Genomic DNA, 23,112 nt, shown 5'->3' with positions numbered 1-23,112 from the left:
CCATGCAACGCACCCAGCTCGGCCGCACCGGCCTGTCGGTATCGAAGGTCTGCCTCGGCACCATGACCTTCGGCGAGCAGAACAGCGAAGCCGATGCCCACGCCCAGCTCGATGTCGCGCTGGAGCGCGGCATCAACTTCATCGACACCGCCGAGATGTATCCGGTGATGCCGCGCGCCGAGACCCAGGGGGCGACCGAGCGCTTCATCGGGAGCTGGCTCAAGAAGACCGGACGGCGCGCCGAGGTGGTGCTGGCGACCAAGGCGGCGGGGCCGAACCCGAACGTGCACTGGGTGCGCGGCCCGCAGCGCAATTTCGACCGCGCCAACCTGCGCCAGGCGGTCGAGGACAGCCTGCGCCGCCTGCAGACCGACTACATCGACCTCTACCAGCTGCACTGGCCGAGCCGCAACCTGCCGATCTTCGGCGCCAACCAGTTCAACCCTCGGGCCGAGCGGGATGCGGTGCCGATCGAGGAGACGCTGGCGGCGCTGGGCGAGCTGGTCGAGGAAGGCAAGATCCGCCACATCGGCGTGTCGAACGAGAGCGCCTGGGGCGTGTGCGAGTTCGTGAAGCTGTCCGAGACCAAGGGCTTGCCGCGCATCGCGAGCATCCAGAACCTGTACAACCTGACGGCGCGCGCGTTCGAGACCAGTTTGCTGGACGAGGCCTGCTTTCGGGAGGACGTGAGCCTGCTGGCCTATAGCCCGCTGGCCTTCGGGCAGCTGACGGCCAAGTACCTGGACGATCCGAAGGCGCATGGCAGGCTGACGATCTTCCCGGCGGCGTGGAGCCCGCGTTACCTGCGGCCGGCGGTGCTGGCGGCCTGCGCGGAGTACGCGGCGCTGGCGCGGGCGCATGGCATGACGCCCGCGCAAATGGCGCTGGCCTGGGTGTATTCGCGCTGGTTCGTGGGGTCGACCATCATCGGGGCGACTACGCTTACGCAGCTGAATGAGAACATCGATGCGCTGGAGGTGAAGCTGCCGGACGAGGTGGTGGCGCGCATTGATGAGATTCATGCGCGGTTTACCAATCCGGGGCAGTGATCACTGGTTTCGTCTGCTCATGCAAACTTGGATCCCCGCCTGCGCGGGGATGACGTGCTTGGGCTAACGCCCGAATGAACGGGGCGATGTGCTTGCGCTGCCTGCTGCGCATGTTACGGCCCGCGCCCTCAAAACGTCATCCCCGCGCAGGCGGGGATCCAAGTTCGCAGCCCAGCCAAGAACCTAATGAATCACTCCGCCGCCAGCAAAGCCTTCTCGATATCCGCCCGCGTATACCCCTGAGCAAACCGCTCGATGAAGTGATACGCATACGCCCGCAGATACGACCCACGCCGCACCGCCAGCCGCGTCACGTTCGGCGCAAACAGGTGCGATGCCTCCATCGCCCGCAAGCCCTTGTCGCGCCCGTGGTCGAAGGCCATCGAGGCCACGATCCCCACGCCCAGCCCCAGCGTCACGTACTGCTTGATCACGTCCGAATCCATGGCCGTGAGCACGATGTCCGGCGCCAGCCCCGCCTCCACGAAGGCCGCGTCGATATGGCTGCGCCCGGTGAACCCGACGTCGTAGGTGATCAGCGGATGCTCGGCCAGGTCCTCCAGCTTGAGCGGCTGCGGGCTGGTGAACAAGGGGTGCCCCTCCGGCGCCACCACCAGGTGGCTCCAGCGATAGCAGGGGAAGGACACCAGGTCGGGAAACGCCGACAGGCCCTCGGTCGCGATGCCGATGTCGGCCTTGCCCGACAAGACCCACTCCGCGATGTGCTCCGGCGCGCTCTGCTGCAGGGCGATGCGCACGTTCGGGAACGCTGCGCGGAAGGACTGCACCACCTGCGGCAGCGCATAACGCGCCTGGGTGTGGGTGACGGCCACGGTGAGCGTGCCGCTGTCCTGGGCCGCGTACTCGCGGCTCGCCTGCTGCAGGTTCTCGGCCTCCACCAGCAGGCGCTCGACGATGCGCAGGATGCCCTTGCCGGGCGGCGTGAGGCCGGTCAGGCGCTTGCCGTTGCGCTCGAAGATCTCGACGCCCAGCTCGTCCTCCAGCTCGCGGATCTGGCGCGACACGCCCGGCTGCGAGGTGAACAAGGCGTTCGCCACCTCGGTCAGGTTGAAATCGCGGCGCGCGGCTTCGCGCACGGAACGCAGCTGCTGGAAATTCATATGCCTTCCCCTTGGTCCACGAAGACTTCCATGCGGCGCGGACGCACCACCAGGGTCTCGCCTTCCTTCAGGCCCAGGCTGGCGAAGCGCTCGTTCGGCAGCACCGCTTCGATCAGCTGGGCGTTGTCGGCGCGCTCCAGGTCGAGCTGGGCCAGCGGCCCGATCGCATGGGCGCGGCGCAGCTTGGCCACCACGCCTTCGGCGCCCGGGGTGTAGCGCTCGACGTCGAGATCGTGCGGACGCACGTAGCCGATGCCTTCGCCGTTGCGCACGCCGGCATACTGCGGCGCGTTGAAGGTGAGGTCGCCCGAGGCCAGCACGCCTTCGTGCACGCGGCCATGGAAGAGGTTGACGTTGCCCAGGAAGCCGTAGACGAAGGGCGAGGCCGGATGATTGTAGACCTCGCTGGGCGCGCCCTGCTGCTCCACCCGGCCCTTGTTCATCAGGACCACCTGGTCGGCCACTTCCAGCGCTTCTTCCTGGTCGTGGGTCACGAAGATCGAGGTCACGTGCAGGTCGTCGTGCAGGCGGCGCAGCCAGCGGCGCAGTTCCTTGCGCACCTTGGCGTCGAGGGCGCCGAAGGGCTCGTCCAGCAGCAGCACGCGAGGCTCCACCGCCAGCGCCCGGGCCAGCGCGATGCGCTGGCGCTGGCCGCCCGAGAGCTGGGGCGGATAGCGGTCGGCGATCCAGTCGAGCTGCACCAGCTCCAGCAGCTGCTTGACCTTGTCGCGGATCTGCTGCTCGCTGGGGCGCTCGCGGCGCGGCTTCACGCGCAAGCCGAAGGCCACGTTCTCGAACACGGTCATGTGCTTGAACAGCGCGTAGTGCTGGAACACGAAGCCGACCTGGCGCTCGCGCACGTGGCGCTCGGAGGCGTCCTGGCCGTCCAGCAGCACGCTGCCGGCGTCCGGATGCTCGAGGCCGGCGATGATGCGCAGCAGGGTGGTCTTGCCGCAGCCGGAAGGCCCCAGGAGCGCGGTCAGTTCGCCGTCGGGGAACTTGAGCGAAACATCGTCCAGCGCGGTGAACTGGCCGAACTGCTTGTGGATATGTTGGACTTCGATGCTCATGCTGCGTGCTCCATAATGCGTTCGTCGGCGGCGGCCTTCTTTGCCTGGTGCAGGCGCCATTCGATAAAGGTCTTCAGGACCAGCGTCACCAGCGCCAGCAGCGCCAGCAGCGAAGCGATCGCGAACGCGGCCGTGAAGTTGTATTCGTTGTAGAGGATCTCGACCTGCAGCGGCATGGTGTTGGTCTCGCCGCGGATGTGGCCCGAGACCACGGACACCGCGCCGAATTCACCCATGGCGCGCGCGTTACACAGGATCACGCCGTACAGCAGGCCCCACTTGATGTTGGGCAGGGTGACCCGGAAGAAGGTCTGCCAGCCCGAGGCGCCCAGCACCAGCGAGGCTTCTTCTTCCTCGGTGCCCTGCTGCTGCATCAGCGGGATCAGCTCGCGCGCCACGAAGGGGAAGGTGATGAACACGGTCGCCAGCACGATGCCAGGCACCGCGAACAGGATCTTGATGTCGTGCTCCGCCAGCCAGGGGCCGAACCAGCCCTGGGCGCCGAACAGCAGCACGTAGATCAGGCCGGCGATCACGGGCGAGACCGAGAACGGCAGGTCGATCAGGGTCAGCAGCACGCTCTTGCCCCGGAACTCGAACTTGGCGATTGCCCAGGCGGCGGCCACGCCGAACACCAGGTTGAGCGGCACCGAAATGCCGGCCGCGATCAGGGTCAGCTTGATGGCCGAGACGGCGTCCGGGTCCTTGATCGATTCGAGGTAGACGTCCCAGCCGCGCTTGAGCGCTTCGGTGAAGACCGCCACCAGCGGCACGAACAGGAATAGGGTCAGGAAGGCCAGCACGACGGCGATCAGGGTGTAGCGCACCCAGTTCGGCTCGAACACGTTGGTGGACTGGCGACGGCGCGGGGCCGGCTTGGCGCCGACTTGCGCCACGTTCTGGAGGACTGCGCTCATGACTTGCCCGCCCGTTTGCGAGTCCAGGCCTGCAGCAGGTTAATCGTCAGCAGCAGGATGAAGGAGATGATCAGCATGACCACGGCGATGGCGGTTGCGCCGGCGTAGTCGTACTGTTCGAGCTTGGTGATGATGAAGAGCGGCGTGATCTCCGAGACCAGCGGCAGGTTGCCCGCGATGAAGATCACCGAGCCGTATTCGCCGGTGGCGCGCGCGAAGGCCAGCGCGAAGCCGGTCAGGAGGGCCGGCACGATCGCCGGCAGCACCACGCGCCAGAAGGTCTGCAGGGGCGAGGCGCCCAGGCTGGCGGCGGCTTCTTCCAGTTCGCGCTCGGCCTCTTCCAGCACCGGCTGCACCGTGCGCACCACGAAGGGCAGCCCGATGAAGGTGAGCGCGATCAGCACGCCCAGCGGGGTGAAGGCGACCTTGATGCCGAACTTCGCCAGGTACTCGCCGATCCAGCCATTGTGCGAATACAGGGCGGTGAGGGTGATGCCGGCCACCGCGGTGGGCAAGGCGAAAGGCAGGTCGACCAGGGCGTCGACGATGCGCTTGCCGGGGAAGTTGTAGCGCACCAGCACCCACGCCACGATGCCGCCGAAGATCACGTTGATGAAGGCGGCCAGCAGCGAGGCACCGAAGCTCAGGCGGTAGGAGGCCATCACGCGCTCGGAGGTGACGGCGGACCAGAAGGCCTCCCAAGTCATGGTGAAGGTCTTGAGGAAGACCGCCGACAGCGGGATCAGGACGATCAGCGCCAAATAAAAGATCGTGAAGCCGAGCGAGATGCCGAAGCCGGGGATCACCCGGCCCGGCGAACGCCGGGTCGGGGCCGGCGCGAGTCTCGGCTGTGCGAGCGAAGTCATGGAAGCCCTTATTACAAATTCTTCTAACGGGCTACCATATTCTCACCTGAGCTTCATAAAGCAAACGAAACTTTATTCATTTGCATAGATCGTTACGCTATTTGGTTTTACTCAAAAGACGAGTTTGGCGGCGACGGCGGTGAGGGTCGTGGCCAGCACGGCGCGCAGGATGCGTTCGGGCACGGCGCGCGCCATCATGGAACCGAGGGTGATGCCGGGCAGCGAACCGACCAGCAGGGTCAGCAGCAGCATCCAGTCGATCGAACCCAGCCACCAGTGGCCGACGGCGGCGATGGCGGTGAGCGGCACGGCGTAGGCGATGTCGGTGCCGGCGATTTCGGCCGGCTTGAGCTTGGGGTAGAGGAATACCAGCAGGGTCGCGCCAATGGCGCCGGCGCCGATCGAGGAAACGGTGACCAGCACGCCCAGCACGGCGCCGGAGACGATGGTGGCGGCGGCTAGCGCCCTGCCCTGCAGCTGGCGCTCGGGATGGGCGTTGATCCAGGCCAGCAGCTTGCCGCGGAACAGCAGGGCGATCACGGTGAGCAGGACCGAGCCGGCGATCGAATAGCGGATGATCTGGCCGATCTCCTTGTCCAGCGCGCCGAATTCGCGCAGGGCGAGCGTGGCCAGCAGGGCGGCCGGCAGCGCGCCCAGGCACAGGCGGCCGACGATGGGCCACTGGACAGTGCGGTTGAAGCGGTGGGTGATGGTGCCAGCGCTCTTGGTGATCGAGGCGAAGGCCAGGTCAGTGCCGACCGCGACCGAGGGCGAGACGCCGAACATCAGGGTCAGCAGCGGGGTCATGAGCGAACCTCCCCCTACCCCGGTCATCCCGACCAGCAGGCCAACTGCGAATCCTGCGAAGATATATGTGATCGACATGCTCTGCTCCCAATGTGCCGCACAGGGTAAGGGGGCTCGGCGGTTTGACCAACAACAGCTTCCTTATTTGCTTATGCGGAGATATTCGATGGGAGAGGGTTTGAAACGTTGCAAAAATGCATTGCCAGCAGCGTGTCAGCTCAAAAACCGTCATCCCCGCGCAGGCGGGGATCCAAGTTCTGCCTGCGTGATCGAGGCGAAAACAAACTTGGATCCCCGCCTTCGCGGGGAGTCACTCCCGGCAGCGCCGGGAGTGACGGGTATGAGCTGCGGATGCTGCGTCTAATGAGAGCTCTAAGCGCTCTAAGAGCTCTAACAGCTCTAAGAGCTATAAGAGCCGCGCCCGCAGCATATAGGCTCGATTACTTGTTCGGCTGCGGCGTGATACGCAGGTAAGGACGCGGCGACTCGTAGCCCTTCGGATACTTCTGCTTGATCACTTCCGGATCCTGCACCGTCAGCGGAATGATGACCGGATCGCCATCCTTCCAGTTGCCCGGCGTCGCCACGGTGTAGCCGTCAGTCAGTTGCAGCGCGTCGATCACGCGCAGCACTTCGTCGAAGTTGCGGCCGGTGCTCATCGGGTAGGTGATGGTCAGGCGGATCTTCTTGCTCGGATCGATCACAAACAGCGAACGCACGGTGGCGGTCACCGACTGGTTCGGGTGGATCATGTCGTACAGCTCCGAGACCTTCTTGTCCTGGTCGGCGATGATCGGGAAGCCGACCACGGTCTTCTGGGTCTCTTCGATGTCCTTGATCCACTCGTTGTGCTTGTCCGCCGGGTCGACCGACAGCGCGATCGCCTTGACGTTGCGCTTGTCGAATTCCGGTTTCAGCTTGGCGGTCAGGCCCAGCTCGGTGGTGCAGACCGGGGTGAAGTCGGCCGGGTGGGAGAACAGCACCACCCAGGAGTCGCCCGCCCACTCGTGGAAGCGGATCTTGCCGATGCTGGAGTCCTGCTCGAAATCGGGGGCGGTGTCGCCAAGGCGTAAGGTCATTGCTCAATCTCCTATTGAAAACACACAAGTGCCGGCCGCAACAAGCGGTGGCGTCAGAAAAAACGGTTGTACAGCACAACGGCCCAGGTCGCCACCGCGAGCAGCAAGCTCAGTGCGACGGCGGCGCTGCCCATGTCCTTGGCCACCTTGGACAGCGGGTGGCGCTCCAGGGAAATGCGGTCCACCACGGCCTCGATGGCGGAATTCACCAGCTCCACAATCAGCACCACGATCAACACCGCGATCAACACCAGCTTCTGGAAGCCGGACAGGGGCAGCGCCAGCGCCACCACGGCGGCGATGGCCATCAGCACCAGCTCCTGGCGGAAGGCCGCTTCGCTGCGCCATGCCCAGGCCAGGCCGTCCCAGGTGTTGCGGCAGGCCGAAAGGATGCGCGCGATGCCGCGCTTGGTCTTGAATTCGCTGATCGGTTGGGTCATTTGTTCTTGAAAGTAAAACATGCAGGATTGCCATTATGCCCCCGCGACGCGCCGAGGTGTGAGGGGCCTTTGCACAGCTCAACCCTTGCGTTTGCATGTGCGTTTCACATCATGGTATAAAGAAGGAACAAATACTGCACTGCACCAACCACATCATGAAAATGGAAACCCCAGAACCGGCCAAGACCTCGATCCAGGTGATCGAGCGCATGATGGCCCTGCTCGATGCGTTGGCCAGCTATTCCGACCCGGTCAGCCTCAAGGAATTGTCGAAAGTCTCGGGCCTGCATCCCTCGACCGCCCACCGTATCCTCAACGACATGGTCGTGACGCGCTTCGTGGACAGGGTCGAGCCCGGCACCTACCGCCTCGGCATGCGCCTGCTGGAACTGGGGAACGTGGTGAAAAGCCGCCTGTCGGTGCGCGAGGCGGCGCTGGACGCGATGCGCGCCCTGCACCGCAAGACCCAGCAGACGGTGAACCTGTCGGTGCGCCAGGGCGACGAGATCGTCTACATCGACCGCGCCTTCTCGGAACGCTCCGGCATGCAGGTGGTGCGCGCGATCGGCGGACGCGGTCCGCTGCACCTGACCTCGACCGGCAAGCTGTTCCTGTCGGTGGACGACGTCAAGGCGATCCGCGCCTACGCCACCCGCACCGGGCTGGCGGGACATACCAAGAACTCGATCACCGAACTGGCGCGCCTGGAGCGCGAGCTCAGCCTGGTGCGTTCGCGCGGCTATGCGCGCGACAACGAGGAGCTGGAACTGGGGGTGCGCTGCATGGCGGCCGGCATCCACGACGACAGCGGCAAGCTGGTGGCCGGGCTGTCGATCTCGGCGCCGGCCGACCGGCTGCAGGAGGAATGGCTGGAAGATCTGGTGCAGACGGCTGCCGGCATCTCGTCCACCCTGGGTTACCGGCCTGCGCCGGCGGTGTGAAAACGGGCGTGGACGGCGCAGCCGTCGACCTTGCTTAGTGCGCCTTCAGTGCGCCAGTTCCGGCGCAGCGGCCGTGGTGATCGCCGGCGCGGCGGCGCCACCCGTGCCCAGGCTGCCCGGAGTCAGCGCCTCCAGCCAGCGCCGCATGCGTCCCGCGTCCGCGGTGCGCGACATCTTCCCTTTCGAATCCAGGAACACCATCACCACGTTGCGGCCTTGGATCACGGCCTGCATCACCAGGCAGCGCCCGGCTTCGTTGATGAAACCGGTCTTCTGCAAACCGATATTCCAGTCCGGCATCGCCACCAGGTAGTTGGTGTTCGCATAGCGCATCGGCCGGCCGCTCGCCTTGACGATGGAATCCTTGGTGGTCGAGTACTCGCGCAGCAGCGGTTCGTTGTGCCCCGCCACCACCAGCTTGGCCAGGTCGCGCGCGCTCGAGACGTTGCGGCTCGACAGGCCGCTGGAGTCGACGAAATGGGTGTCGTTCATGCCCAGTGCGCGCGCCTTGGCGTTCATGGCGTCGACGAAGGCGCCGATCCCGCCCGGATAGTTGCGGCCCAGGGCCGACGCGGCGCGGTTCTCGGAACTCATCAGCGCGATGTGCAGCAGTTCGCGCCGCGTCATGCGCGCGCCCACCGGCAGGCGCGAGCTGCTGTATTTGTGGCGGTCGACGTCGGCGTCGGTGATGCGCAGCACTTCGTCCAGGTCCTGTCCGGCTTCGACCACGACCAGGCCGGTCATCAGCTTGGTGATCGAGGCGATCGGCAGCGCGACGTTGGCGTTCTTCTCGAACAGGACTTCGGAACTGTTCTGGTCGACCACGAAAGCGACGTTGGAACGCAGGGCCAGCGGATCTTGCGTGCCGCGCAGGCCGGCGATGTCGCCCAGGCTGCGCGGATCGACCGCCGGCGCGGCGCGCCGCACCGGTTGGTAGGTCACGACGCGCTTGCCGCGCACCATGGCCACGCGGCGCACCATGCGCTGGCGGTTGTCGTCGGCGATGACTTTCGCCAGGTCCTGGCGCTTGGCGCGCTTGGCCTTGCGCACGGCTTTTTTCTTTTGTTTTTTCTTGACGACCTGGGACTTGTCCGCCCCGGCCCCCGCACCCGCCCCTGCGCCCGCAGCCTGGGCCGGCTGGACGGAAAACAGCAGGGAAACGATGGCAGCCAAAGCAATCTTGTACATCTGGAAGCCCCTAAAGCAAAAACGGATGAGGTATGGAATGAAGTGTAGCCGAACGGCCAGTCACCGCAAGCGGATTTCACATTCCGTGCGGCATTAGTTCACTCATACAACAAAATCCCCCCCGAAAGAGACGTTTGATATCAATGAGATACCGCACGTCCCTTCCTCACTCCATGAACTTCGCGAAGCCCGCTACAGGCTCGCGCTCGGTCACCAGGCTGTTCTCGATCTTGTCGGTGTCGGCCCAGCCCAGGGCCATGCCGCACACGAGCATTTCATTGTCCGGAATCCCCAACTGGGCTTCGATGATCCGATGGTACTGCGTAAAAGCGGCCTGCGGGCAGGTATCGAGACCGCGTGCGCGGGCCGCCACCATGATGTTCTGAAGGAACATGCCGTAGTCGAGCCAGGAGCCCTGCTCCATGATGCGGTCGATGGTGAAGATCAGGCCCACCGGCGCGTCGAAGAACGCATAGTTGCGCGCGTGCTGGGCCGCCATGCCGGCCTTGTTGTCGCGTGTCAGGCCCAGCAGGCTGTAGAGATCCCAGCCCACCTTGCGGCGCCGGTCGATGAAGGGCGAGACCCATTCGCGCGGGTAGTAGGCATATTCCTCGGTATGCGCGCGCGCCTGTTCCGGATCGGCGTTCACCGCCAGGATCGCCTCGGAGAGCTTGCTGCGCGCCTGGCCGGTCAGCACGTAGACCTTCCAGGGCTGGGTGTTGGTGCCGGACGGCGCACGCGCCGCCACCTCGAGGATGCGCTCGATGTCCTCGCGCGCGACCGGCTTGTCGAGGAAGGCGCGGATCGAACGGCGCGAGGTGATGGCGGCATCGACCGCTTCCTGGCTGTGGCTGGTGATCACATTCTGCTCCTTATTTCTTGACGACGAAGGCCACCCCCGTGACGGCAACCACCATGCCGGCCAGGCCGAGCAGGTTGAAGGATTCGCCGAACAGGAGCCAGGCCATGATGGCGGTGGTGGGTGGGGTCAGGTACAGCAGGCTGGTCACTTCGGTGGCCTGGCTGCGGCTGATGAGCTTAAACAGCAGGAAGATCGCGCCGATCGAGAGCGCGAACACCGACCACAGCCAGGCGAGCACGAAGTCGCGCGTCCAGCTGATGCTCGACAGCGCCGGGTCGAGGTCTTCCAGCCAGATGGCGAACGGCAGCAGCACGGCCACGGTCGCCGCGAACTGGATCACGGTGCCGGTGCGCAGGTCGAACTTCGGGCACCAGCGGCGTTGGTACATGGTGCCGGCGGTGATCGAGAACAGGGCGAACACGCACAGCAGGATGGCGGTGGCCGACAGGCCGACCAGGTTGATCTTGGCGTAGACGACCAGGGCCACGCCGGACAGGCCGAGAAGCAGTCCCAGCCACTGGCGTGGCAGCACCCGCTCGCCGATCAGCGGCGCGGCGGCCGCGGTGAGGATGGGCTGCATGCCCACGATTAGGGCGGTGAGCCCGGCCGGCATGCCCAGCTTGATCGCGGCCCACACCCCGCCCAGGTAACCCGCCTGCAACAGGATGCCGGCCACGGCGACGTGCAGGAGCTGGTCGCGCGGCCAGGGCGCGCGCCACAGCAGGACGATGGGCAGCAGCACCGCCAGCACGCCCAGGCAGCGCACGATCAGGAAAGTCAGCGGCGGCGCGTACGGCAAGCCGAGCTTGGCGACGATGAAGCCCGTGCTCCACAGGAACACGAAGAACAGGGGGACGGGGGAGAGCCAGGAACTGGCAGGAACGGAAGTCGCTCGGGTTTGCATGGCCTGGCGTGCTCTGCCGTAACGGCAGCTTGAGGTAAACACAAGGGGCCAAGTCTAGCACGACGGCCGAGGACACGTTTCCGGGCCACAAAATCTGCGTTTTCCTTGCGCTAAATCAATCGAAATTTCTTGCATTAAATGCATTCTAGAAATTCATGAACGCCGGATGGTGCAATGCATCAAAAATGCTTGACTCCCCCAAAAAACTGGACCACAATTCACTTTATTGCGGTGCACAAAAAAGAGTTTCGTCGAGTTTCACCAAGAAGCCAGCTTTACTTTGCAATAGTTCATTCACGAAACGTATTTATTTTGGAGAGCCACATGTTTGCAATCCCTGAGCAGTTCTCGCATGCCACCAAAGCCAGCCTGGAATCGCAATTCGCCCTGCTGTCGTCGCTGACGTCGAAGACTTTCGAAGGCATGGAGAAGCTGGTCGACCTGAACATCAACGCAGCCCGCGCCACCCTGGAAGACACCTCGGCCGTGACCCGCCAGCTGCTGGGCGCCAAAGATCCGCAAGAATTCTTCTCGGTGACCGCCGCCCAGGCCCAGCCGACCGCTGAAAAGGCGCTGTCCTACAGCCGCCAGCTGGCCTCGATCGCCGCCGGCACCGGCGCCGAGTTCTCGAAGGCCGCCGAAAGCCAGATCGTCGAAGCCAACCGCAAGGTGATCTCGCTGGTCGACGAAGTGAGCAAGAACGCCCCGGCTGGTTCGGAAAGCTTCGTTGCCGCCGTCAAGACCGCGATCAGCAACGCCAACGCCGGCTACGAGCAGTTCAGCAAGACCACCAAGCAGGCTGTCGAAGCCGTCGAAGCCAACCTGAACGCAGCGGTGGCGCAGTTTTCGCAAACTGCTCGCAAGGCTGCCAACGCGACCACCGCCGCCACCTCGGCAGCAGCGGCCTAAGCTCGTCAGAGTCAAGTAATACCGGAAGCCGGCACGCTAGCGCGTGCCGGCTTTTTTTTCGTCTGGCCTCTACAATCTCCGCAGGTGAACGGATCGACGGAGGCGCCGTGCTCAAGAGCCTGACGGAGCTGTTGCAGCCGCCCGCCGGCATGGCCTTCGACTTCGGCCAGCCCGCGGGCGAGCCGGCCCTGGCCCCTGCGCAGGGTGTGACCTGGCGTATTTTCGCCAACCCGGTGACCCTGTTCGTGGGCGGGGGGGCGGCGGTGCTGCTGGAACTGGCCGAGCCCTCGGTGTGCGCGGGGGTGTGGGACCGGGGCGGCTTTAAGCGCGATCCCGCCCTGCGCCTGCGGCGCACCGGCTTCGCGGCGATGGTGACCGTGTACGGCGCGCGCTCGGCGGCCGAGCGCATGATCGCGCGGGTGGTGAGGGTGCATGAGGGGGTGCAAGGCCTCACCGCGGCGGGCCTGCCCTATCGCGCCAACGATCCGCGCCTGCTGGACTGGGTGCATTCGACCGCCAGCTTCGGGTTCGCCCAGGCGTATGACCGCTATGCGTGGCCGTTGACGGCGGCCGAGAAGGATCGCGTGTTCGCGGAAGGGCTGGCCTCGGCGGCGCTGTATGGGGCGAGCGGTGCGCCGGGCTCGTGGGGCGAATGGGAAGCGATGCTGGCGGCGGCCGCGCCCAGGCTGGAGGGTTCCGACGTCCTGACCGAATTCCTGGACATCATGGCGCGGGCGCCGATCCTGCCGGGGACAGCGCGCGGGCTGCAGGCGCTGTTGGTGCGCGCCGGGGTCGAGATCGTGCCGGAGCCGGTGCGGTCCTTGCCGCAGTTGCGTGGGCGGGGATTGCGGCGGGGGGAGGCCTTGCTGGCGCGCAGTCTGGCGCTCGCGTCGACAAGGCTTCCTTTGGGCGACACGCCGGCCAGGCAAGCCGCACGCCGGGTGGCGGCCGTGCCGAAGTCGTGATCTCCCCTTTTACCCACCATACCTCACCAACGTCATTCCGGCGAAGGCCGGAATCCAAGTTCGTAGCGCACCGACTGCGTTTCAGGTCAGTGGTTACGCGGGCAAACTTGGATTCCGGCCTCCGCCGGAATGACGTTGTTTGATGGTACGACTAGAGTAAATGCACGGCTTCGGGAACGATGCGGCGTTTCGCTCGTTAACAGTGCCGCATCATCCCAGCGTCGCATCATTCGCCCAGATAAGCGGCTTGGACACGAGGATCGTCCAGCATGTCGCCCGCCTTCCCGGTCATGGTGATCACCCCGGAATCCATCACATACCCGCGATGCGCCGCCTGCAGCGCCAGCTTGGCGTTCTGCTCCACCAGCAGGATCGTGATTCCCTGGGCCGACACGTCGCGAATCACCTCGAAGATCTTCTCGACCATGATCGGCGAGAGACCCATCGAAGGCTCGTCCAGCAGCAGCAGGGTCGGATGGCACATCAGCGCGCGCGCCATGGCCAGCATCTGCTGCTCGCCGCCCGACAGGGTCCCGGCCAGCTGCCCCGCCCTCTCCTTCAGGCGCGGGAACACCGCATACCACTTCTCGATGTCGGCGGCGATCCCGGCCTGGTCGTCGCGCGTGTAGGCGCCCATCAGGAGGTTCTCGTGGATCGTCATGCGCGTGAACACGCCCCGCCCTTCCGGCACCATGGCCAGCCTGCGCTGGACCAGCTTGAAAGACGGCGTGCCCTTGAGCGATTCGCCCAGGTAGAAAATCGTGCCCTCGACCTTGCACGGCGGGAGGGTGCCGGTGATGGCCTTGAGGGTGGTGGTCTTGCCGGCGCCGTTGGCGCCGATCAGGGTCACCAGTTCGCCGCGATTGACCTCCAGGTCCACGCCCTTGACGGCCTTGATGCCGCCGTAGGCGACCTGCAGGCCGGCCACTTTCAGGATGTTCTCGCTCATGCGTGCGCGCCTCCCAGGTAGGCCTTGATGACGGCCTCATTCTTCTGGATCTCGGCCGGGAGTCCCTCCGCGATCTGCTTGCCGTATTCGAGCACCGTAATGCGGTCGCACAGGCCCATCATCAGCTTGACGTCGTGCTCGATCAGGAGCACGGTGCGGCCCTCCGCCTTGATTTTCACCAGCAGCTCGCGCAGGGCCAGCTTCTCGGTCGCGTTCATGCCGGCGGCCGGCTCGTCCAGCGCGAGCAGTTGCGGATCGGTGGCGAGCGCACGCGCGATCTCCAGGCGGCGCTGGTCGCCGTAGGACAGGTACTTGGCGGTGCGCTGCGCGTACTCGCCGATGCCGACGAAGTCGAGCAGCTCCTGCGCGCGCCGGCGGATCGCCGCCTCTTCCTCGCGCGCCGCCTTGTGGCGGAAGATCGCGCCGAACACGCCCTGGCGGGTGCGCACGTGGCGGCCCACCATCACGTTCTCGAGCGCGCTCATCTCGCCGAACAGGCGGATGTTCTGGAAAGTGCGGGCGATGCCGGCCTTAGCCACCTCGTGCGGCGCCGAGGGCGAATACGGCTTGCCGCCCAGCTCGAAGCTGCCGGAGTCCGGCTGGTACAGGCCGGTGATGACGTTGAAGAAGGTGGTCTTGCCGGCCCCGTTGGGGCCGATCAGGCCGTAGATCTGGCCCTGCATGATCCGGATGCCGACATCGGTCAGGGCCTGCAGGCCGCCGAAACGCTTGTTCACGCCGGCGATGTTCAGGAGTACGCGTTCGCTCATGCTCGATCCTCGTGCTTCATGCCTTGGCGGCTTCCTCGTCCTCGCGCGCCAGCGCCGCGTTGGGACGGTCTTCGCGGTTCGGCGAGGGCCACAGGCCGCTCGGCCGCACCAGCATGATCAGGACCAGGGCCAGGCCGTAGAGCAGCTGGCGCAGCACCTCGGCCTCGATCAGCACCTTGCCGAACAGCGCATGCTGGGCCGGCTCGACCACGTGGCGCAGCACTTCCGGCAGCGCCGCCAGCAACACGCCGCCCAGCACCACGCCCGGGATGTGGCCGATCCCGCCCAGCACCACCATGGCCAGCACCGCGATCGACTCGGTCAGCGAGAAGGATTCCGGCGACACGAAGCCCTGGAAGGCGCCGAACATGGCGCCGGCCACGCCGCCGAAGGAGGCGCCCATGGCGAAAGCCAGCAGCTTGACGTTGCGGGTGTTGATGCCCATCGCCTTGGCCGCGATCTCGTCCTCGCGAATCGCCACCCAGGCGCGGCCCAGGCGTGAATGCTGGAGGCGGGTGGTGACGAAAATGGTGGCGATGGTCAGCGCAAGGAACAGGAAATAGTAGGCGTTCACCGAGGGCATCGTGAAGCCGAACACCTGCACCGTCGCGTTCGACCCTGCCTCGCCCGCCAGCGAGACGCCGAAGATGCGGATCGGATCGATCATGTTGATTCCCTGGGGCCCGTTGGTGAAGTTGATCGGGTCGTTCAGGTTGTTCATGAAGATGCGGATGATCTCGCCGAAGCCCAGGGTCACGATGGCCAGGTAGTCGCCGCGCAGCTTGAGGGTGGGGGCGCCCAGCAGCGCGCCGAACAGGGCCGCGACGATGGCCGCCAGCGGCACGATCGCCCACACCGACAGGTGGATGCCGTTCTGCTGGATCTCGGGGCCGAACCAGGTCACCAGGGCCTCGCCCAGCGCCGGCGAATAGTAGACGACGGACTCCAGCAGGGCCGCGAACTGCGGCGAGGAGAACAGGCCGACCAGGTAGGCGCCGACCGCGAAGAAGGCGATGTAGCCGAGGTCCAGCAGGCCGGCGAAGCCGACCACGATGTTCAGGCCCAGCGCCAGCATGATGTAGAGCAGCGCGATGTCGATGATGCGCACCCAGGAGTTGCCAAACTGGGCGGCGACGAAGGGGAAGGCCAGCATCAGGGCCAGCACCACGGCCATCGAGACGTAAGCCTGCTTGGGCTTGTGCTGCGCGTCGAAGCTCAGGAATGCCATGTCGCTCTCCCTCTTACGCGCGGTCGGCCACGCGCTCGCCCATGATGCCGGACGGGCGCAGGGTGAGCACCAGGATCAGCACCACGAAGGCGAAGATGTCCTGGTAGTGGCTGCCGAGGAAGCCGCCGGTCAGGTCGCCGATGTAGCCGGCGCCCAGGGCTTCGATGATGCCCAGCAGGATGCCGCCGATCATGGCGCCGTAGATATTGCCGATCCCGCCCAGCACAGCGGCGCAGAAGGCCTTCATGCCCGGCAGCACGCCCATGGTGAAGGTGATCGAGGCATAGTTGGCGCCCCACATCACGCCGGCCACGGCGGCCAGGGCGGCGCCGATGGCGAAGGTGGCGACGATCACGCGGTTCGAGTCCACGCCCATCAGGCCGGCCACGCGCGGGTTCTCGGCCACGGCGCGCATCGCGCGGCCCATGCGGGTGCGCTCGACCAGCAGCACCAGGCCGACCATGGCCACGGCCGCCAGCACCAGCAGCAGCACCTGGGTGTGGGTGATCAGGGCGCCGCCAATCTCGATCGGCTCCGACGAGAGCAGCTGGGGGAAGGGAATCGGGCTGCGGCCCCAGATCATCATGGCGAAGGTCTGGAGCAGGATCGAGACGCCGATCGCGGTGATCAGGGGCGCCAGGCGCGGCGCGTTGCGCAGGCGGCGGTAGGCCACGCGCTCGATCAGCACGTTGACCAGCATGGTGACGGGAATGGCGCCGAGGATGGCGGCGGCCAGTTGCACGTAGCCCGGCAGTCCGGGCGCATAGGCTTCCAGCAGCTTGAGGATGGACAGGCCGACCATGGCGCCGATCATCAGGACGTCGCCGTGGGCGAAGTTGATCAGGTTGAGCACCCCATAGACCATGGTGTAGCCCAGCGCCACGAGCGCATACATGCTGCCCAGCACCAGGCCGTTGAGTAACTGTTGGACAAAAGTCTCCATCGTTCCGCTGTCTCTCCAATCTAACAAAAACGGCACTTCGGGTTTCCTCGAAGTGCCGCTCATGGTCTGCCGTCGGGTCGTTGACCTTGTGGCGCAATCCGCCTTTTTAGCTAAACGCAAAACCGTCGTTCCGGCGTAGGCCTCGGCGGCCCCGCCGGAACGACGTGCTGGCGCTAGCTGACCCAAACTGACCTTACCAGCCGCCGATTCCGTACATTCCGAGCGCCGCCATCATAGCTTGGCTGTTGGAAAACTTACACCGGAAAATGGTAACGATGACCGTAGATTGTTGTCCAGATGAAAAATAAAGATCAGGCGGCGTCGCCGCGCACGCCGTCCAGGCCTTTGGGCAACGGGAAGGTCACGTTCTCTTCCACGCCTTCCAGGGCGCGCACGCTGGCCGCGCCGAGCGCCTTCAGGCGGTCGATCACGGCCTGCACCAGCACCTCGGGCGCCGAGGCGCCGGCGGTCACGCCGATGCGCTTCTTGCCTTCGATCCAGGCCGGGTCGATCCTGCTGGCGTTGTCGACCATGTAGGCCGGCGTGCCCTTCTTCTCGGCCACTTCGCGCAGGCGGTTGGAGTTCGAGCTGTTCGGGCTGCCGACCACGATCACCACGTCGACCTGGGGCGCCAGGAACTTGACCGCTTCCTGGCGGTTGGTGGTGGCGTAGCAGATGTCGCCCTTCTTCGGCTCGATGATGTTGGGGAAGCGCGCCTTGATCGCCGCAATGATCTCGGCGGTATCGTCGACCGACAGGGTGGTCTGCGACACGTAGGCGAGCTGGTCGGGATTGCGCACCTGGAGCCTGGCCACGTCTTCGACGGTCTCGACCAGGTGCATGCCCTCTTCTGCCTGGCCCATGGTGCCTTCGACTTCCGGATGGCCGTCGTGGCCGATCATGATGATCTCGCAGCCCTGCTTGCGCATCTTCGCCACTTCCACGTGCACCTTGGTTACCAGCGGGCAGGTGGCGTCGAAGATCGACAGGCCACGCGCTTCGGCTTCGGCGCGCACGGCTTTCGACACGCCGTGGGCCGAGAACACCAGGGTGTTGCCGGCCGGGACGTCGTCCAGCTCCTCGATGAAGATCGCACCCTTGCTGCGCAGGTCTTCGACCACGTAGGCGTTGTGCACGATCTCGTGGCGCACGTAGATCGGCGCGCCGAACTGTTTCAGGGCGCGCTCGACGATCTCGATCGCGCGGTCGACGCCGGCGCAAAAACCGCGCGGCTGGGCAAGCAGGATTTCATTTTCCATGGCTGTTTAGAGAACCGAAATCAGTTGTACTTCGAATTGCAGCGGCTGGCCGGCCAGCGGATGGTTGAAGTCGAACACGGCCGAGGTCTCGCGCAGCTCCAGCAGCACGCCGGCGAAGCGGCCGCCGCTGGGCGCATTGAATTCCACCACTTCGCCCACCGCGTAGTCGGTGCCCGGCACCGAATTCTCGTCCAGCGTGGCCTTGGACACGGCCTGGATCAGCTCCGGGTTGCGGTCGCCGAAAGCCTCCGCCGCGCTCAGCTCGAAGGTCTGGTGCGTACCCTCCGGCAGGCCGATCAGGCGCTGCTCGAGGAAAGGCGCCAGCTGGCCCTGGCCCAGCATCAGCGTTGCCGGAGTGCCATTGAAGGTGGTGACGATATCGGCACCACCGGCGACGGCCAGGCGGTAATGCAGGGTCAGGTAGGACGATTCGTTGACGACGGGGGAAGCGTTGGACATGTTCGTTTGTTGTAACAGGCAACCCGGTGCGGGCAAACCGCTATTGTAAGCCAGCCGCGTGGCTTGCGCCGTTGCGGCCTCACTATTTGGCGAGGATCACACATGGGAATCTGCAACTGGCCGGAAGTCGACCGGCCGCGCGAACGCCTGATGCGCCTGGGCGCCGACAGGCTGAGCGACATCGAATTGCTGGCCATTTTCCTGCGCGTGGGCGTGGCGGGGAAAAGCGCGGTGGCGCTGGCCCAGGACATGCTGGCGCATTTCGGCTCGCTCCACCGCCTGCTGCACGCGGACGCCGACGAGTTCGGCCAGTTGCACGGGCTGGGGCCGGCCAAGTACGCCCAGCTGCAGGCCGCACTGGAGCTGGCGCGCCGCGCCGTGGCCGAGCGCTTCGAGCGCGAGGCGCTATGCTCGCCCGCCGCCGTGCGCGACTACCTGCGCACCCAGTTCGCGCTGCGCACCCACGAATCCTTCGTAGTGCTGTTCCTGGACGTGAAGAACCGTCTTATTAATAGCGAAGAAATGTTTCGCGGGACCCTGACCCATACAAGCGTCTACCCGCGCGAGGTGGTGAAGGCAGCGCTCAGGCGCAATGCCGCCGCCGTGATCCTGGCGCACAACCATCCATCGGGCGTCGCCGAACCGAGCGAAGCCGACCTGCGGCTCACCGCCGCCCTGGTGCAGGCCCTGGCCCTGGTCGACATCCGGGTGCTCGATCACTTCGTGGTGGCGGGCACGCAGGTTCACTCCTTCGCGGAAAACGGACAGTTGTGAGGCCGCCCTCGGGCTGCGCTTTCCCTCGCGTAAACAAGACCTTACATCACTCATCGGCAATTGTTAAATTTTACGACTGATTTAAGAAACAATTTTTTTTCGCAAGTGATTGATTCAGCGTCGTTTTTTGGGCTATACTCTCGTTTTTCCAGATCTGGATATTTTATTAGGAGTGCACTATGGCACGTGTCTGCCAAGTTACTGGCAAGGGAGTGATGGTTGGCAACAACGTCTCCCACGCTAACAACAAAACCAAGCGCCGCTTCCTGCCGAACCTGCAGAACCGTCGCATTTTCGTCGAATCCGAAAACCGCTGGGTCTCCCTGCGCGTCTCGAACGCTGGTCTGCGCGTGATCGACAAGCTCGGCATCGACGCCGTGCTGGCCGACATGCGTGCTCGCGGCGAAAAAGTTTAATTAGGGAGCTATCATGGCAAAAACTGGCCGCGACAAAATCAAGCTGGAATCGACCGCAGGCACTGGTCACTTCTACACCACCACCAAGAACAAGCGCACCATGCCGGCGAAGATGGAAATCACCAAATTCGACCCGAAAGCACGTAAGCACGTTCTGTACAAGGAAACCAAGATCAAGTAATGTGATCTTGCCTTCCAAAGGAGCCGCCCGTTCACACTGGCGGCTCTTTTGTTTTTGGGGGTCCTGGCTTTACCATGCGGGACGATGAGCCCTCCCCTCTCCCCCACCGCCGCCACCGAACGGCTGGCCACCCTCGACGTGCTGCGAGGCTTCGCCCTGATCGGCATCTGCGTCGCCAACGTGGAATTCTTCAACCGCCCCGTGGCCGAAGCGGGCGACGGCATCCCCGCCGGACTGCACGGACTCGACTGGCTCACCGCCTTCCTCGTTCACTACCTCGTAGCCGGCAAGTTCTGGATCATCTTCTCGCTGCTGTTCGGCATGGGCTTCACAATGATGCTGGAACGCGCCGAAGCGGCCGGGCGGCGCTTCCTGCCGCTCTATCTGCGCCGCGTCGCCGCGCTCGGCGTCTTCGGATTGCTCCACCATTGCCTGCTGTGGGAAGGCGATATCCTGATCAGCTATGCGGTGGCCGCGCTGATGCTGGTGCTGACCCTGTTCGCTTCCGCGCGCCTGCTGGGCGCAGCGATTCTGTCGAGCCTGATGTTGGCGGCACTGAGCGCCCTGCCTGCTGCGGGCTTGCTGGCAACCTCGCTGGCGCTGGCCGGGATGCTCGCGCTCTACCTGCGTCCAGTGGCCGGCCGCGCCCTCTTCCCGCTTCTCACGATCCCGACCGGCGCACTGCTGATGCTGGCGGCCCTGGTCCTGGGTGACGACGCCGCACTCGAAGGCGCGGCGACCGGCGCGACGCTCGTGGTGCTGGGCCTGCTGGCATGGCGCTTCGCCGAACCGCTGTCGGCCCGGCCGCTGCGCGCCGGCATCGCCATCTTCGTCGCCGTGTACACCTTGCTCGCCGTGAGCTCGACGCTGGGTGAGCAGGTTCAGGCAACGGTCCCGGTAACGGTCCCGGTAACGACCCCGGTAACGGTCCCGGTAAGGGCCACGCAAACGGTGTCCGCCGACGAGGACTCGGAACGCCGGCAGCGACAGCTCGAGCGCCAACGCCGCGCCGCCGAAGAACGCAGCGTCCTGACGAGCGGCACTTATGCCGACGCCGTCGCAATGCGGGTCGGCCACCTCGGCCAGCGCATGCAGGACGAGCTCGGCTTTTCCGTGCTGGTGGTGGCCGTCTTCCTGATCGGCGTCTGGTTCGTGCGGGCGGGCGTAGTGCGGGAGCCGGCGGCGCACCTGGGCATGCTGCGCCGCCTCGCGCTGCTCGGGATCACGGGTGGGGTGCTGCTGGGACTGGCTAGCGGCCTGATCGCCACCGGGCACGGTCAGGGGCCGGTCGACGACCGCTACGAGTTCGCCCATGCGCTACTGATGCTGGGCAGCCTGCCGGCTTCCCTCGGCTACGTGGCGGCAGTGCTGCTCAGCCTGCATGCCGGCGGCGCCGGGACACCCCTGCGCCTGCTGGCGCCCTTCGGCCGCATGGCGCTGACGCATTACCTGTGCCAGTCGCTGGTGCTGTCGCTGCTGTTCTATGGCTATGGCGCGGGCCTCTGGGGCATGGACCGGACGGCCCAGGTCGGCGTGGCGCTGGCGCTGTGCGCGCTGCAGATCGGGATCAGCCACTGGTGGCTGGCGCGCTTCAGCCAGGGGCCGGCAGAACGGCTTTGGCGAGCACTCACTTACCTCACGCTGCCGGCCTGGCGCCGAGGCGGCACATTCCAGGCCTGAAAAAAATCGCCCCCGCAGAAGCGGGGGCGACGGGTCTTGCTCGAGAAGGCGCTCAGCGCTCAGGCATAGCTGCGCAGGCGCAGAGAGAATTCCTGCAGCGACTTGATGCCCGAGGCTTCGGCGCGTGCGCACCAGTCCTGCAGCTGGTGCAGCAGCTGGTCGCGGGTTGCGCTCGAACGCTCCCAGATCGCACCCAGTTCCACGCGCATCTGGTGCATGGTCTCCAGCGCCTTGCTGTGCTGGAAGAGCTCAACCAGTTGCTGCTTCTGCGAGACTTCCAGCTTGGCCGGCTCGCGCTGCAACAGCTTGCGCGAGCTCTTCAGGAAGCGGTTTTCCAGCTCGGCCTTGTGCTTCAGGTGCTCCAGTTCTTCATGGAAGGCGCGGCGCACCGACTTGGCGTACTTGGCCATCACGTCGTAGCGGTTGGCGATCACCGACTGCAGGGTGTCGAGGTCGGCTTCCTTCTTGTCCTTGGCGAACTTGGGCTCCGGCGCGACCTTCTTCACCTTGGCCAGGCCCACCATCTCCAGCATGCGGATATAGCCCCAGCCCAGGTCGATCTCGTACCACTTGCTCGACAGCTTGGCCGAGGTGGCGAAGGTGTGGTGGTTGTTATGCAGCTCCTCACCGCCGATGATGATGCCGAAGGGGATGATATTGGTCGCCGCGTCGTTGCAGTCGTAGTTACGGTAACCCCACCAGTGGCCCAGGCCGTTGATGATGCCGGCCGCGGTGATCGGGATCCACAGCATCTGGACGGCCCACACGGTCAGGCCCAGCACGCCGAACAGGGCGACGTTCAGCACCAGCAGCAGCGACACGCCGAGCGCGCTGTGACGGGTGTAGAGCTTGCGTTCGATCCAGTCGTCCGGGGTGCCGTGGCCGTACTTCTCCAGGGTTTCCTTGTTCTTGCTTTCCGCGCGATACAGCTCGGCGCCTTCCAGCAGCACCTTGCGGATGCCGCGGGTCTGCGGGCTGTGCGGATCTTCCTCGGTATCGCACTTGGCGTGGTGCTTGCGGTGGATCGAGGCCCACTCCTTGGTCACCTGGCCCGTGGTCAGCCACAGCCAGAAGCGGAAGAAATGGCTGGGGATGGCGTGCAGGTCCAGGGCGCGGTGCGCCTGGTGACGGTGCAGGTAGATCGTCACGCTTGCGATCGTGATGTGGGTGACGACCAGCGTGTACAGCACAATCTGCCAGGCGGTAAGGTCCAGCAGGCCGGTGTCCAGGAAGGACAAGACATTTTGCAGGATATCGCTGCTAAAGAAATTCATTCAGTCTCCAAAGGAATCGTGTCCACTTTGCAATTAACTATGCGTCCACGTAACCCGTTCA

General features: G+C 65.2%; 25 protein-coding genes. 8 read left to right on the top strand and 17 right to left on the bottom strand.

The genetic code is table 11. The features are described 5' to 3' along the window. Window positions 1–2: 2 nt before the first annotated feature. Window positions 3–1,049, top strand: coding sequence for an aldo/keto reductase (locus tag B0920_RS18540; protein ID WP_078034124.1), 1,047 nt, complete (start codon window positions 3–5; stop codon window positions 1,047–1,049). 191 nt (window positions 1,050–1,240) lie between these two features. Here B0920_RS18540 and B0920_RS18535 read toward each other — a convergent pair whose 3' ends face one another. The 7 genes from B0920_RS18535 to B0920_RS18505 all read right to left on the bottom strand — a co-directional run bounded on the left by B0920_RS18535 (window position 1,241) and on the right by B0920_RS18505 (window position 7,349). Beyond that, a complete protein-coding gene (locus B0920_RS18535; RefSeq protein ID WP_078034123.1) occupies window positions 1,241–2,170 on the bottom strand; it encodes a CysB family HTH-type transcriptional regulator in 930 nt (309 codons plus the stop codon). Next, window positions 2,167–3,240 (bottom strand): sulfate/molybdate ABC transporter ATP-binding protein, encoded by a 1,074-nt coding sequence (locus B0920_RS18530; RefSeq protein WP_078034122.1) that lies wholly within the window; start codon window positions 3,238–3,240, stop codon window positions 2,167–2,169. Before B0920_RS18530 ends, B0920_RS18535 begins: the two co-directional genes overlap by 4 nt. Beyond that, a complete protein-coding gene (gene cysW / locus B0920_RS18525) occupies window positions 3,237–4,157 on the bottom strand; it encodes a sulfate ABC transporter permease subunit CysW (RefSeq protein WP_078034121.1) in 921 nt (306 codons plus the stop codon). The genes B0920_RS18530 and cysW overlap by 4 nt, the downstream gene beginning before the upstream one ends. Further along, entirely contained in the window at window positions 4,154–5,023 is an 870-nt protein-coding gene (gene cysT / locus B0920_RS18520) for a sulfate ABC transporter permease subunit CysT (RefSeq protein ID WP_179119222.1), read from the bottom strand. Before cysT ends, cysW begins: the two co-directional genes overlap by 4 nt. A gap of 111 nt (window positions 5,024–5,134) precedes the next feature. Beyond that, window positions 5,135–5,908, bottom strand: coding sequence for a sulfite exporter TauE/SafE family protein (locus B0920_RS18515; RefSeq protein ID WP_078034119.1), 774 nt, complete (start codon window positions 5,906–5,908; stop codon window positions 5,135–5,137). Window positions 5,909–6,270: 362 nt separating this feature from the next. Next, entirely contained in the window at window positions 6,271–6,909 is a 639-nt protein-coding gene (locus tag B0920_RS18510) for a peroxiredoxin (protein WP_078034118.1), read from the bottom strand. A 53-nt stretch (window positions 6,910–6,962) separates the two neighbouring features. Then, window positions 6,963–7,349: a diacylglycerol kinase gene (locus tag B0920_RS18505; protein ID WP_078034117.1), complete on the bottom strand. Its 387-nt coding sequence runs from the start codon at window positions 7,347–7,349 to the stop codon at window positions 6,963–6,965. A gap of 155 nt (window positions 7,350–7,504) precedes the next feature. Here B0920_RS18505 and B0920_RS18500 point away from each other — a divergent pair, with 155 nt between their 5' ends. Continuing rightward, complete coding sequence (locus B0920_RS18500; RefSeq protein WP_078034116.1) at window positions 7,505–8,290, top strand: IclR family transcriptional regulator; 786 nt, start codon at window positions 7,505–7,507, stop codon at window positions 8,288–8,290. A gap of 45 nt (window positions 8,291–8,335) precedes the next feature. Here the strand turns inward: B0920_RS18500 and pbpG are convergent, their stop codons facing one another. From pbpG to B0920_RS18485, 3 genes are all read right to left on the bottom strand, one after another. After that, a complete protein-coding gene (gene pbpG / locus B0920_RS18495; protein ID WP_078034115.1) occupies window positions 8,336–9,478 on the bottom strand; it encodes a D-alanyl-D-alanine endopeptidase in 1,143 nt (380 codons plus the stop codon). Window positions 9,479–9,644: 166 nt separating this feature from the next. After that, entirely contained in the window at window positions 9,645–10,340 is a 696-nt protein-coding gene (locus tag B0920_RS18490; RefSeq protein WP_078034114.1) for a nitroreductase, read from the bottom strand. A gap of 10 nt (window positions 10,341–10,350) precedes the next feature. Next, window positions 10,351–11,244, bottom strand: coding sequence for a DMT family transporter (locus B0920_RS18485; protein ID WP_078034113.1), 894 nt, complete (start codon window positions 11,242–11,244; stop codon window positions 10,351–10,353). 324 nt (window positions 11,245–11,568) lie between these two features. Here B0920_RS18485 and phaP point away from each other — a divergent pair, with 324 nt between their 5' ends. Both phaP and B0920_RS18475 read left to right on the top strand, forming a co-directional pair. Further along, entirely contained in the window at window positions 11,569–12,153 is a 585-nt protein-coding gene (gene phaP, locus B0920_RS18480; RefSeq protein ID WP_078034112.1) for a TIGR01841 family phasin, read from the top strand. Between the two features lie 107 nt (window positions 12,154–12,260). Continuing rightward, on the top strand, window positions 12,261–13,118 hold the full coding sequence (locus tag B0920_RS18475) for an oxygenase MpaB family protein (RefSeq protein WP_078034111.1): 858 nt from the start codon (window positions 12,261–12,263) through the stop codon (window positions 13,116–13,118). A 226-nt stretch (window positions 13,119–13,344) separates the two neighbouring features. On the opposite strand, the gene B0920_RS18470 is transcribed toward B0920_RS18475, so the two are convergent. The 6 genes from B0920_RS18470 to B0920_RS18445 all read right to left on the bottom strand — a co-directional run bounded on the left by B0920_RS18470 (window position 13,345) and on the right by B0920_RS18445 (window position 18,726). Beyond that, window positions 13,345–14,067 carry an ABC transporter ATP-binding protein gene (locus B0920_RS18470; protein WP_078034110.1) on the bottom strand — a complete coding sequence of 241 codons (723 nt, stop codon included), beginning with the start codon at window positions 14,065–14,067 and terminating at the stop codon, window positions 13,345–13,347. Further along, on the bottom strand, window positions 14,064–14,837 hold the full coding sequence (locus B0920_RS18465) for an ABC transporter ATP-binding protein (protein ID WP_078034109.1): 774 nt from the start codon (window positions 14,835–14,837) through the stop codon (window positions 14,064–14,066). Before B0920_RS18465 ends, B0920_RS18470 begins: the two co-directional genes overlap by 4 nt. A 16-nt stretch (window positions 14,838–14,853) precedes the next feature. Next, the gene (locus tag B0920_RS18460; RefSeq protein WP_078034108.1) at window positions 14,854–16,065 is read right to left on the bottom strand and encodes an ABC transporter ATP-binding protein; all 1,212 of its coding nucleotides are present in this window, start codon (window positions 16,063–16,065) and stop codon (window positions 14,854–14,856) included. A 13-nt stretch (window positions 16,066–16,078) separates the two neighbouring features. Beyond that, window positions 16,079–17,008, bottom strand: coding sequence for a branched-chain amino acid ABC transporter permease (locus B0920_RS18455; protein ID WP_078034107.1), 930 nt, complete (start codon window positions 17,006–17,008; stop codon window positions 16,079–16,081). A 311-nt stretch (window positions 17,009–17,319) separates the two neighbouring features. Beyond that, window positions 17,320–18,267 carry a 4-hydroxy-3-methylbut-2-enyl diphosphate reductase gene (ispH, locus tag B0920_RS18450; protein WP_078034106.1) on the bottom strand — a complete coding sequence of 316 codons (948 nt, stop codon included), beginning with the start codon at window positions 18,265–18,267 and terminating at the stop codon, window positions 17,320–17,322. A 6-nt stretch (window positions 18,268–18,273) separates the two neighbouring features. Then, a complete protein-coding gene (locus tag B0920_RS18445; protein WP_078034105.1) occupies window positions 18,274–18,726 on the bottom strand; it encodes a peptidylprolyl isomerase in 453 nt (150 codons plus the stop codon). Between the two features lie 102 nt (window positions 18,727–18,828). Here B0920_RS18445 and radC point away from each other — a divergent pair, with 102 nt between their 5' ends. The 4 genes from radC to B0920_RS18425 all read left to right on the top strand — a co-directional run bounded on the left by radC (window position 18,829) and on the right by B0920_RS18425 (window position 21,777). Next, complete coding sequence (radC, locus tag B0920_RS18440; protein ID WP_078034104.1) at window positions 18,829–19,500, top strand: DNA repair protein RadC; 672 nt, start codon at window positions 18,829–18,831, stop codon at window positions 19,498–19,500. Window positions 19,501–19,679: 179 nt separating this feature from the next. Further along, window positions 19,680–19,916: a 50S ribosomal protein L28 gene (rpmB, locus tag B0920_RS18435; protein ID WP_078034103.1), complete on the top strand. Its 237-nt coding sequence runs from the start codon at window positions 19,680–19,682 to the stop codon at window positions 19,914–19,916. Window positions 19,917–19,929: 13 nt separating this feature from the next. After that, window positions 19,930–20,097: a 50S ribosomal protein L33 gene (gene rpmG / locus B0920_RS18430; RefSeq protein ID WP_078034102.1), complete on the top strand. Its 168-nt coding sequence runs from the start codon at window positions 19,930–19,932 to the stop codon at window positions 20,095–20,097. An 84-nt stretch (window positions 20,098–20,181) separates the two neighbouring features. Beyond that, the gene (locus tag B0920_RS18425; protein WP_078034101.1) at window positions 20,182–21,777 is read left to right on the top strand and encodes a DUF418 domain-containing protein; all 1,596 of its coding nucleotides are present in this window, start codon (window positions 20,182–20,184) and stop codon (window positions 21,775–21,777) included. 59 nt (window positions 21,778–21,836) lie between these two features. On the opposite strand, the gene B0920_RS18420 is transcribed toward B0920_RS18425, so the two are convergent. Then, complete coding sequence (locus B0920_RS18420; protein WP_078034100.1) at window positions 21,837–23,051, bottom strand: fatty acid desaturase; 1,215 nt, start codon at window positions 23,049–23,051, stop codon at window positions 21,837–21,839. Window positions 23,052–23,112 lie beyond the last annotated feature (61 nt).

The sequence above is a fragment of the Massilia sp. KIM genome, from assembly GCF_002007115.1.
GTDB lineage: Bacteria > Pseudomonadota > Gammaproteobacteria > Burkholderiales > Burkholderiaceae_D > Telluria.
Note: the sequence above shows the minus strand (reverse complement) of the source record. Positions and strands in the feature narration are given on the sequence as shown.

Bases quoted from the DNA above. Each gene is read 5' to 3' on its own strand.
- cysW (WP_078034121.1), bottom strand. From the start codon at position 4,157: ATGAGCGCAGTCCTCCAGAACGTGGCGCAAGTCGGCGCCAAGCCGGCC.
- pbpG (WP_078034115.1), bottom strand. From the start codon at position 9,478: ATGTACAAGATTGCTTTGGCTGCCATCGTTTCCCTGCTGTTTTCCGTC.
- B0920_RS18515 (WP_078034119.1), bottom strand. From the start codon at position 5,908: ATGTCGATCACATATATCTTCGCAGGATTCGCAGTTGGCCTGCTGGTC.
- rpmG (WP_078034102.1), top strand. From the start codon at position 19,930: ATGGCAAAAACTGGCCGCGACAAAATCAAGCTGGAATCGACCGCAGGC.
- ispH (WP_078034106.1), bottom strand. From the start codon at position 18,267: ATGGAAAATGAAATCCTGCTTGCCCAGCCGCGCGGTTTTTGCGCCGGC.
- phaP (WP_078034112.1), top strand. From the start codon at position 11,569: ATGTTTGCAATCCCTGAGCAGTTCTCGCATGCCACCAAAGCCAGCCTG.
- B0920_RS18445 (WP_078034105.1), bottom strand. From the start codon at position 18,726: ATGTCCAACGCTTCCCCCGTCGTCAACGAATCGTCCTACCTGACCCTG.
- B0920_RS18505 (WP_078034117.1), bottom strand. From the start codon at position 7,349: ATGACCCAACCGATCAGCGAATTCAAGACCAAGCGCGGCATCGCGCGC.
- cysT (WP_179119222.1), bottom strand. From the start codon at position 5,023: ATGACTTCGCTCGCACAGCCGAGACTCGCGCCGGCCCCGACCCGGCGT.
- B0920_RS18500 (WP_078034116.1), top strand. From the start codon at position 7,505: ATGAAAATGGAAACCCCAGAACCGGCCAAGACCTCGATCCAGGTGATC.
- B0920_RS18455 (WP_078034107.1), bottom strand. From the start codon at position 17,008: ATGGAGACTTTTGTCCAACAGTTACTCAACGGCCTGGTGCTGGGCAGC.
- B0920_RS18535 (WP_078034123.1), bottom strand. From the start codon at position 2,170: ATGAATTTCCAGCAGCTGCGTTCCGTGCGCGAAGCCGCGCGCCGCGAT.
- B0920_RS18540 (WP_078034124.1), top strand. From the start codon at position 3: ATGCAACGCACCCAGCTCGGCCGCACCGGCCTGTCGGTATCGAAGGTC.
- rpmB (WP_078034103.1), top strand. From the start codon at position 19,680: ATGGCACGTGTCTGCCAAGTTACTGGCAAGGGAGTGATGGTTGGCAAC.
- B0920_RS18420 (WP_078034100.1), bottom strand. From the start codon at position 23,051: ATGAATTTCTTTAGCAGCGATATCCTGCAAAATGTCTTGTCCTTCCTG.
- B0920_RS18510 (WP_078034118.1), bottom strand. From the start codon at position 6,909: ATGACCTTACGCCTTGGCGACACCGCCCCCGATTTCGAGCAGGACTCC.
- B0920_RS18530 (WP_078034122.1), bottom strand. From the start codon at position 3,240: ATGAGCATCGAAGTCCAACATATCCACAAGCAGTTCGGCCAGTTCACC.
- B0920_RS18460 (WP_078034108.1), bottom strand. From the start codon at position 16,065: ATGGCATTCCTGAGCTTCGACGCGCAGCACAAGCCCAAGCAGGCTTAC.
- B0920_RS18485 (WP_078034113.1), bottom strand. From the start codon at position 11,244: ATGCAAACCCGAGCGACTTCCGTTCCTGCCAGTTCCTGGCTCTCCCCC.
- B0920_RS18470 (WP_078034110.1), bottom strand. From the start codon at position 14,067: ATGAGCGAGAACATCCTGAAAGTGGCCGGCCTGCAGGTCGCCTACGGC.
- B0920_RS18425 (WP_078034101.1), top strand. From the start codon at position 20,182: ATGAGCCCTCCCCTCTCCCCCACCGCCGCCACCGAACGGCTGGCCACC.
- B0920_RS18465 (WP_078034109.1), bottom strand. From the start codon at position 14,837: ATGAGCGAACGCGTACTCCTGAACATCGCCGGCGTGAACAAGCGTTTC.
- radC (WP_078034104.1), top strand. From the start codon at position 18,829: ATGGGAATCTGCAACTGGCCGGAAGTCGACCGGCCGCGCGAACGCCTG.